Source organism: Methanobrevibacter sp. (genome assembly GCF_015062985.1).
Classification (GTDB): Archaea; Methanobacteriota; Methanobacteria; order Methanobacteriales; family Methanobacteriaceae; genus Methanocatella.
This window is the reverse complement of the sequence record NZ_SUTI01000034.1, coordinates 1-8,737: the sequence shown is the minus strand read 5'-3', so window position 1 is coordinate 8,737 and position 8,737 is coordinate 1. Positions and strand designations below refer to the sequence as shown.

At 32.2% G+C, this 8,737-nt stretch carries 9 protein-coding genes; 5 read left to right on the top strand and 4 right to left on the bottom strand.

Features of this window, described 5'->3' with window-relative positions; all coding sequences use genetic code 11:
* Positions 1-113: 113 nt before the first annotated feature.
* The 3 genes from E7Z77_RS09460 (at position 114) to E7Z77_RS09450 (ending at position 1,548) form a co-directional block, all read left to right on the top strand.
* Positions 114-287, top strand: coding sequence for a hypothetical protein (locus E7Z77_RS09460; RefSeq protein ID WP_292753426.1), 174 nt, complete (start codon positions 114-116; stop codon positions 285-287).
* A 566-nt stretch (positions 288-853) separates the two neighbouring features.
* Positions 854-1,129: a hypothetical protein gene (locus E7Z77_RS09455; protein WP_292753423.1), complete on the top strand. Its 276-nt coding sequence runs from the start codon at positions 854-856 to the stop codon at positions 1,127-1,129.
* Positions 1,126-1,548 carry a MarR family transcriptional regulator gene (locus tag E7Z77_RS09450; RefSeq protein WP_292753420.1) on the top strand — a complete coding sequence of 141 codons (423 nt, stop codon included), beginning with the start codon at positions 1,126-1,128 and terminating at the stop codon, positions 1,546-1,548. The genes E7Z77_RS09455 and E7Z77_RS09450 overlap by 4 nt, the downstream gene beginning before the upstream one ends.
* A gap of 25 nt (positions 1,549-1,573) precedes the next feature.
* On the opposite strand, the gene E7Z77_RS09445 is transcribed toward E7Z77_RS09450, so the two are convergent.
* Together E7Z77_RS09445 and E7Z77_RS09440 are read right to left on the bottom strand one after the other, a co-directional pair.
* Positions 1,574-2,137, bottom strand: coding sequence for a macro domain-containing protein (locus E7Z77_RS09445; protein WP_292753418.1), 564 nt, complete (start codon positions 2,135-2,137; stop codon positions 1,574-1,576).
* Positions 2,127-2,621, bottom strand: a complete 495-nt coding sequence (locus E7Z77_RS09440; RefSeq protein ID WP_292753415.1) for a hypothetical protein — start codon at positions 2,619-2,621, stop codon at positions 2,127-2,129. The genes E7Z77_RS09445 and E7Z77_RS09440 overlap by 11 nt, the downstream gene beginning before the upstream one ends.
* Before the next feature lie 76 nt (positions 2,622-2,697).
* Here E7Z77_RS09440 and E7Z77_RS09435 point away from each other — a divergent pair, with 76 nt between their 5' ends.
* Complete coding sequence (locus E7Z77_RS09435; protein WP_292753429.1) at positions 2,698-3,705, top strand: sugar phosphate nucleotidyltransferase; 1,008 nt, start codon at positions 2,698-2,700, stop codon at positions 3,703-3,705.
* 15 nt (positions 3,706-3,720) lie between these two features.
* On the top strand, positions 3,721-4,470 hold the full coding sequence (locus E7Z77_RS09430) for a glycosyltransferase (protein ID WP_292753412.1): 750 nt from the start codon (positions 3,721-3,723) through the stop codon (positions 4,468-4,470).
* A gap of 91 nt (positions 4,471-4,561) precedes the next feature.
* On the opposite strand, the gene E7Z77_RS09425 is transcribed toward E7Z77_RS09430, so the two are convergent.
* On the bottom strand, positions 4,562-6,832 hold the full coding sequence (locus E7Z77_RS09425; RefSeq protein WP_292753410.1) for an ABC transporter permease: 2,271 nt from the start codon (positions 6,830-6,832) through the stop codon (positions 4,562-4,564).
* A gap of 141 nt (positions 6,833-6,973) precedes the next feature.
* On the bottom strand, positions 6,974-8,164 hold the full coding sequence (locus E7Z77_RS09420) for an NAD(P)/FAD-dependent oxidoreductase (RefSeq protein WP_292753407.1): 1,191 nt from the start codon (positions 8,162-8,164) through the stop codon (positions 6,974-6,976).
* Between the last annotated feature and the right edge of the window lie 573 nt (positions 8,165-8,737).

The window sequence follows — 8,737 nt, the reverse complement described above, 5'->3', positions numbered from 1 at the left end:
AACTCCGCTTTCTACTTTTTTCTTAAAAACCTTATAATATTTTCAGTATTTCAAATAGAATAACATTTAGATTTTAATTATTCGCTTATTACAAAGCAAAAAATCTATTGGTGATGATTAACATGGCAGAAAAATATCAGGGATTAATTGCACAGATTAAAAATGAAGGATTTGAAGAAGGGCAAAAGAGTATAATTTCCAAATTATTACAGACATTCTCTATTGAAGTTGTAGCAGATTTGATTAATATGGATATTGGAGAAATACAGAAAATTGTTGAAAAATAGAAAATCTCTTCTACTTTCCTTAATATCTTCCGATGGATTAATGTTAGAAACATATCTGGGATTAATTACATATCAAAACCAAAGATTTGAAGACGGCGAAGGGAGTATCATTTCCGAATTGTTAAAGACATTCTAATTGAAGTTGCAGCCGATTTTTTTTATATTATGGGCGTCCGCCAAAACTAATTTTTTTATTTTGAATTTTTTATAACTATGTTATATTTTTATTGTTTTATTATTTATTTTGATACAGTAATCTGTTTCAATATCCCAAAATTCACATATTTCGATGAAGTTTTCTAGATGAATCTCTTTGCAGTCAAAATTCATATTAAGAATTTTTTCGATAACCTGAGGTTTCAAATTTCTTTTGAAATGATTATGATCCGCAAAATTTTCATTATTTCTAGTCATGGTTGTACCTTCTTTTAAATTTTTAGTTTGTTATTAAAATTTTGTTTTGGTTTATAAAATTTACTTAGTATTGTTAAATTTATCCAATAATATATAATTGTGTTGGTTTAAAACCAACAAATATATAAATACTACAATGAATATAATATTACATGACAAGAAAAAAACAAAATAAAACCACAATAGGTGATAAAATTCTCTACAAGGTAAAAACGCCAAACGGGTGGTCTATTATTATAATGCCGGATAATATTTTAATTGACAATTATCATGTTGGCAAAGCACATATTCATCCAGATCCTAAAAATCATGCGTATAAAGTTGAATTATCACTCAAGGATTGTGAAAAAATCTATGAAATAATTAAAGATTACTTAAATATTTCAGATGTATTTGATATTGAAGAGTTAATGGAGATGTTGAAATGATTATTACTTTAGTTAAAAAACAGAACGGCCATGAATTCATTCGTGAAATGGAAGAAACTTACAAATCTCTAAGTGAATTGGAAAAACTGTTTAAACGAACCAATAATATGAAAATGTATGTGGATTTGGAAAACTGGAAATATTACAGTCAAAATCCTGATGAAATGATTGAAACGACAGAAAGTTTGGTAACAAATAAATTGTCCTTGTCTGATTTGGATTTGATTATTTTAAATACTATTAAACATGAAAAACCAAGAAGCATAAGGGATTTAGCTAAAAAGATAAATAAGGATGTCAGCAATATCCAGCCAAAAGTTAAAAGACTGGAGGAAGACGGATTTATAAGGTTCGAAAATGGTGTTAAAAATAGTAAAATACCCTATCTGACTTTTGATGAGATTAAATTGGAAATTTGAATCCTGATTAAAAATCACAATATTTTCACTGATGCTCATTATGGTGTTTTGCACTAAGTATTGTCGTCTCACCCATATTTCTGCTTTCATCGCTTAAAACTGCAAAAACAATTTCAATGGGATAATCAGGATTGTCATAAATAAAATCCATGCAGGATTTAACTGCAATCTCCCATGCCTCTTTTTTAGGATATCCGTATATTCCTGATGAAATCAGTGGAAATGCAATTGACCTGCAGTTATTTTCTTTTGCAAGCCTTAAAGAATTTTTGTATGCATCAAATAGAAGTTCCGCTTCACCGCCGTCACCTCCTCTCCAGATAGGACCTACTGCATGAATGATATATTTTGCTTTAAGGTTAAAGCCCGCAGTGATTACGGCATGGCCTGTTTTGCACCCTTTAAATTTCGAACATGCTTCTTTAAGCTGGGCCGGACCTGCTTTTTTAAATATTGCTCCGCAGACACCACCTCCCATTGCAAGTTTTCTGTTGGCCGCATTAACAACTGCATCAGCATTCATTTCGGTTATATCTATCTGTTCAACTTTGATATCGCTTTTTGCCTGCATTGTCATGTTAGGCCTCATCCCTTGTTTTTAGAACTATTAATTTCCGGTTTTCCATATCTGCCTGGTAAAGCGTATCCTGTGTTGCGACATATATTACATCCTTGTTTTTGTCGACACTTAGCTGGTAACTGCCCAGATTTTTGACCATTTCCTGAAAATCTCTGTTTTGTTCTAATTTTGTAAAATCAACAGTTGTTTCGTCCGTTTTAATCCCAATCATCTGACCGTACTGGTCTGTTGCAACCATTCTTAATGTGTAGTAGGGAGTTTTTCTAAGGAAAATGTATTCTGTATAACCGTCTTTGAGGTCTAAATCTTCCAGTTCAACTTTGTAGGTATCGCATATTTTTTTACGGTATTCCTGATGTTTTCTTTCATATTCCTGTGCTTCTTTTAAAGAATCATCCTCAAAATAAGGGATGTCAGGTCTGTCTCTAGAGTGGTAATCATCGCTCCATACTAGATGAGCTCCGCAGTGCGGGCAGTACGGGTCTCCTTTCATAAAATCATGATTTAGGAGAAAAATTAAAATATCATATGATTAATATTTAATTAATAAGATATAACCAAAAGGAGATATTATGGAAACTGTTGGAATGATTTTATGCGGAGGATTGGGAAAACGTTTAAGGCCAGTTACAGAAACAGTACCAAAACCATTAATTGAAATTAAGGATGATTATACAATTCTAGACAAACAGTTATTCGATTTTAAAAATGCCGGTGTTGATGAAGTATATCTTCTTACAGGATTTTTACATGAGAAAATTAAAGAAAGATATGGTGATGAATACAACGGAGTAAAAATCCATTATGTAATTGAAGATGAACCATTGGGCACATTAAATGCAATTCGCTTAGGAATGGAAGCAATTAACGGAGATAAACAATGCATTATACGCAATGGAGATATTGTTTCTGATGTTAATATAAAAGCAATGATTGAATATGGGGTTAAATCATCACTGCCGGTAATCATGTTTGTCACACAAATGCAATCTCCATATGGTATTGTTGAAATGAATGGTGACCGTTTAGTTTCCTTTAAGGAAAAACCTATTCTTGAAGATTATTACATTAATGGAGGAATTTATTTCACAAAATCTAAAATAGATTTTGGTGAGTTTAAGACTGGAGACATAGAAAAAATTTATTTCCCAACTATTGCAAAAGAAAATAATTTGGGCTATTTTAAAGAAAATGGAATCTATTGGATTGCAGTAGATACTTATAAAGAATTAGAAGCTGTAAAAAAGGAATATGAAAATAAAACAGATAAACCTTGGGGATATGAAAAAATTTTAATCCTAACTGAAATGTATTTGACAAAAGAGTTATACATCAAGGAAGGATTTAGAACATCTCTTCATTACCATATTGAAAAGGATGAAACAATGTACATCCTATCCGGGTCAGGTTATATTGAATTTGAAGACAAAAAGGAATATTTCTCAAAAAATGATAGCATCCGCATTCAACCTGGTGTTGTGCATTCAATTGTTGCAACCGAAAATACATTGTTGCACGAAGTTTCAACACCTTATTTAGAGGATACAGTCTGCATTGAAGATTATTATGTTAGATAAAGGAATATGATTAATATGTCTGAGGTTTTGAAAAACGGAATCAGCATGGTATTGCTTTCCTACGAGGAAGAAGAAAACTTACGTGTGCTTCTGCCGCAGATTAAAGAAAAACTGGAGGAATGCGGGGAACCCTACGAGATTATTGTTGTGGATTCCATGGAACCGTTGGACAACACCAGAGATGTTTGCGAAGAAAACTGTGCACGCTATGTGAATCAAGAAGCCACAGGCTTTGGCGATGCATTTCATACAGGCATCCGTTTTGCACAGTATCAGAAATTTTTTATTATGGACAGTGACGGATCACACAATCCGAAATATATTCCCGACATTTATCATATCTTTATGAGTGAGCATGCAGATGTGGCAATCGGTTCCCGTTATACGGAAGGTGGAGTGAGTAATGACTCCCTCATTTCACAGATTATTTCTCGTTTTCTCAATAAGGTATATGGCATTGTGCTGGGAATTCCTGCAAAAGATTTAACTACTGATTTTCGTTTGTATCATACTTGCAGGCTAAAAGAAGTGGAACCGGAGCTGACCAACAAGCATTTTGATATTGTGGTAGAAGTGCTTTTGAAATTGAAAATTAAAAAATCCGCTAGGAAAAAAAAGATTAAAGTAGTGGAAACTCCAATTATTTTTGATGAACGGATGTTCGGCGAATCCAAGCGTCTTCTTTTTGCCTTTTTCATTGCATATACAACTAGCATATTGCACTTAAGTGGATTGCGCCTGAAGGCTGCATTTAAAAGGAAGTAATTACATTAAATTAGTGATATCACATCATCTATTGATTCTGTGAAATTAATCCAGATACTGCATCTGTTAAAACTAAATTTACACCATTCAGTCACTCAAGAATTTTAGATTCTTCAACTATATCCAATTTCTTGATTTTGTAGAAAAATATAAAGATTACGATTATTGAGACTGCAAAAATAATTATGCAGGTTGAAATCAAGTTTGCAGATGATAATGTAGCTACTTGATAAAATCTTTTGCTTGATGACGCCCACATTATTGTTTGAATATAATAACCTAAAGGAATGCCAAGCAAGATGCCTAAACTTATAAAAAATAGGCTCTGGATTGCCAACAGTTTTGTCACTGCCCAATTGCTAAAGCCCAAAATCTTAAGAATTGTGATGTCATATTCCATTTCGAGAAATGTCAATGCAAGCAAATTATATGTAACGACAACTGCCAAAACAATGGCGAAAAACATCAATATGGAAACCAAAATCAATACGCTTTGATAAAGTTCATTCCAGTTGTCCTTCATATCTTCAAGACTGTTTACTGCTTTGATTCCATCATATTCTCCATCCACATGTTCGGAGGTTATGATACTTGTTGGCGTGAAATTCAATCCCAATTCATCCAATTTACTGGCCGAAATGATTAATCCCTGAGAAGAAGGATCAGCATGTATTTTGTCAATCTTTACATTAACCCAATTGTCCGAACCCTTGATGTGCCACTTGAGAGTATCCCCAACACGTATATCCAGCGAATCAGCAATTTTCTTTGAAACAGAAATATCTTCATCATTGATTTTTATTTTTTCATGATTGTCATCCGTTGGAGTAATCAAATCCGTTTCATTTAAAACAAGAAGCGTTCCCGAAGTTTTTGCATTGGCAGATTCCATGTCAATGTATGATTCCATCAGCTTGTCACCATTGACCTTTCGTGCAACATTATCAATTTGAGACAATCCTACATCCTTGTCGATAACCAATTTTGATTCAAAATGATTGATTTCATTGAAGTACCAATCCTGTGAATCGTTTATTCCATCATTCAATCCAAATGCCGAAATCAGGAGTGCAGTACATCCAACCACCCCCAAAAATGTCATCAATGCTCTGAACTTATGTCTTTTTGAATCCCTATAATTCCAACGGATGTTGAATGGAACACTATTCCAGATTCTGAATCTTTCAACGAAAGTTGAAGTTGATGCTTTTGGCACATCAGGCCGTATCATGCTTGAAGGAGGCTCATTAATTATATTTTTAATTGCAAAATATGAAACAAAAATTGACATCAATATGCTTATAACAACTATGTGGATGAAGTTCATGAAACCTGCAGGATTGAGATAAGGCAATCTATACGTATCATACACTGCAACATATGATATTTTAGGCAATATGATAGGTCCTAAAATCAAAGCAAGTATTGATGCTACAGAAACTGTTAATACACCATAAGAAAGATAATGTATAATAAGGGCGCCGTTTCCAAATCCGTTGGCCTTCAGGATACCTATTTGGGTTCTCTGATGTGAAATCATCCTTTTGATTGTTGATAAAAGAATCAGCAGAGAAACCAGAATGAACACAAATGGGAAAATATCTGCAGCCATTTTATGCTGGCTGATTTCATTGTCAAATTCACTTACACTTGGATGTTCGGATTTCTGCAGGAATGAATTGTAATATCCATCCAGACGATATTCCAGCAGCTTATCAAAAGTTTCAGGATTCCCCTCAAATTTAACATTCAAAACATTGTAAGGTACAGAATCTGATGGAAAAGCCTTATGAGACATATAGGCAAAGCCATGTGTGGAAAAATTCTGTTTTATCAAATGACTAGGCAAATTGAAAACATATTCCGGAGAGTAACCCAATCCCCTAATTTCCTTTTCGATTTGAATGCCCTCACAGTTGAATGTGATATTATCTCCCACTGCCAGATTTCTCGCATCAGCAAAATCCTTATCCAACCAGACGCCATCCGAATCGTTAATGTTTAGATTTTCCCCTTCAATCAAATAAAATTTGGACATTGTATTGTTTTCAACAAAATGCAGCGTGATGTCCGGATTGTCATCAAGTTCTGCCAGCGAATCCAAAACCAGCTGTCTTTCCATTTGGGTGGTTGGCCCAAGCAGATATACCTGTTCTAGAAAAAGTTCATTGAGATATGGTGAATAAATCCAACCGTCCGCAATATTGGTTTCATCATAATAATTATCAATGCTTGATTCAAGACCCATTTCTTCCGCATTAATCCCTGAAAATAGAAATACTCCCAAAAATGCCAATAAAAAGATTGAAATGAATTGAAATTTGTAATCGGAAATGTCCCTCAACATCTTTTTAAAAAGCATGATCCCACCATTTTAAATCTCTATGAACTTCTTTGGAAACATCATTAACTGTTATTCTTTCACCATTATCATTTTTTATTCTGATAACTGTAATTCAGGAATGTCTTGAAATCGAATACATAATAACTCCATTAATTTCACTTAAAATCCAAATATATTCATTATTTTTTTGAAAAGAAATTTTGGAGTAATTTTAAATATTAAACCTCTTTTTATAAATTCTTTTACAACTTTTGACTGATTGTCCATGTCCCCATACTCGGAAATAATATTTTCACAATCACTTTCTTTCGCTTTTTCAAAAATATAATCTAAATCGTTATCATTAAATAAATTTAAAGTTTTATGTACTTTAAATTGATAGCTAAATTCCTTTGAATATTTTTTATTAAATTCTTTTTGATATCCTTTCAACAATTCCATATTATCCTTTTTTATTGCATCAGTAATGTATTTGCTAGCTATTTTACAGCAATCGAATGCTATCAATAATCCTCCACCTGTGGTGGGTTTAATTTGTGATGCAGCATCCCCTATTAGTATTGCTCTTTTTTTAACCAATTGATTTTTGTTATTGAAAATAGGAATGAACCCTTTATATTTTTCAATTATTTCATATTCAAAATTTTCATTCAAGAAGTCTGTTATAATTGTGTTTTGCTGTCTGTGGGAATAATTGGAAAACAATCCAACTCTACAAGTATTGTTTTGAAGAGGAATAATCCATAGAAAACCGGGTACGATATCTTCATAAAAACACACATCGACATAATCAACTGATTTTCTATTTGATTTTCTAAAATTGTCCATATCTTCATCATTTATTGAAACAAGAATTTGGGATGCATTGAAATTCTGCTGCATATTTCCAATAGTTTTAGATACAGTGGAATTGGGCCCATCACATCCAATAATGACTTTTGAGGTTATGGATTGTTCATCTGAAAAATAAGTTATCCCCTTTTCAATATCAACATCAATAACTTTTTTATTGATTAGTCTAACGCCATTTTGAATTGCACGATTTGATAAAAATTGGTCATAACCCACCCTATCAATTACATAAGCTACACTTTCATCTGTCCCGACATTTAAAATATGGTTTTTGGAATGGAGAAATGCTCCATTAATTGTGTTTATTATTATTTCATCAGGCAGTTCATTATATTCAAAAATATGTTTGCTTAAAATTCCTGCACATTGTAACGGATATCCTATATGTGTTTTCTTTTCAACCATCACTACATTTAAATCGTTTTGTGCAAGGTAAAATGCTATCGTTGAACCAACAGGTCCTGCACCAACGATAACAACATCATAATCATAATTCATTCAAATCCCTATTTTTTAAATTTATCAAAATTCGTTAATGTCTTTGAGATGTAGAATCCTATTTCTTTAATATAATCATGATTTATATAGGATTCAAATATTAGGGTTCCCATAATTTATTAAATAATTATTTATATATTAGAATTTACTTTTAAATAAAGTTTGGCTTTTAGAAATGCTCATTTTAATTGATTTGAGTTAATCAGCAAATTTTATATATAATAGTTCAATTAACTTCCGCCAACTTTTAAGAAATTGGGAATTCTCGATATTTAACATCCTCTTGTGAGCGAAATGTTATTTTCGAGCAGATACCATGCACCTCATGCCATGACAATTCCAATTGGAAATTGTCTTTATCTTAATTATGCAAGAATACCACGACCTCTTTTAGGTTGTGGATGAATTGCAAGTTGGGCGTACTTATTTTGAATGTGATTTTCGTAGTTTTTTTTTCTTGTTTTTGTGGGTTTAAAATTCTTATTTTTATTTTTATGGGATTTGTCAATAAATCTTTAATTTAATAATTTTACTTATTTTTTCTATTTAAATATTGAATTTTTCTTTATTTTT

Bases quoted from the DNA above. Each gene is read 5' to 3' on its own strand.
- E7Z77_RS09420 (WP_292753407.1), bottom strand. From the start codon at position 8,164: ATGAATTATGATTATGATGTTGTTATCGTTGGTGCAGGACCTGTTGGT.
- E7Z77_RS09455 (WP_292753423.1), top strand. From the start codon at position 854: ATGACAAGAAAAAAACAAAATAAAACCACAATAGGTGATAAAATTCTC.
- E7Z77_RS09445 (WP_292753418.1), bottom strand. From the start codon at position 2,137: ATGAGGCCTAACATGACAATGCAGGCAAAAAGCGATATCAAAGTTGAA.
- E7Z77_RS09460 (WP_292753426.1), top strand. From the start codon at position 114: ATGATTAACATGGCAGAAAAATATCAGGGATTAATTGCACAGATTAAA.
- E7Z77_RS09425 (WP_292753410.1), bottom strand. From the start codon at position 6,832: ATGCTTTTTAAAAAGATGTTGAGGGACATTTCCGATTACAAATTTCAA.
- E7Z77_RS09440 (WP_292753415.1), bottom strand. From the start codon at position 2,621: ATGAAAGGAGACCCGTACTGCCCGCACTGCGGAGCTCATCTAGTATGG.
- E7Z77_RS09450 (WP_292753420.1), top strand. From the start codon at position 1,126: ATGATTATTACTTTAGTTAAAAAACAGAACGGCCATGAATTCATTCGT.
- E7Z77_RS09430 (WP_292753412.1), top strand. From the start codon at position 3,721: ATGTCTGAGGTTTTGAAAAACGGAATCAGCATGGTATTGCTTTCCTAC.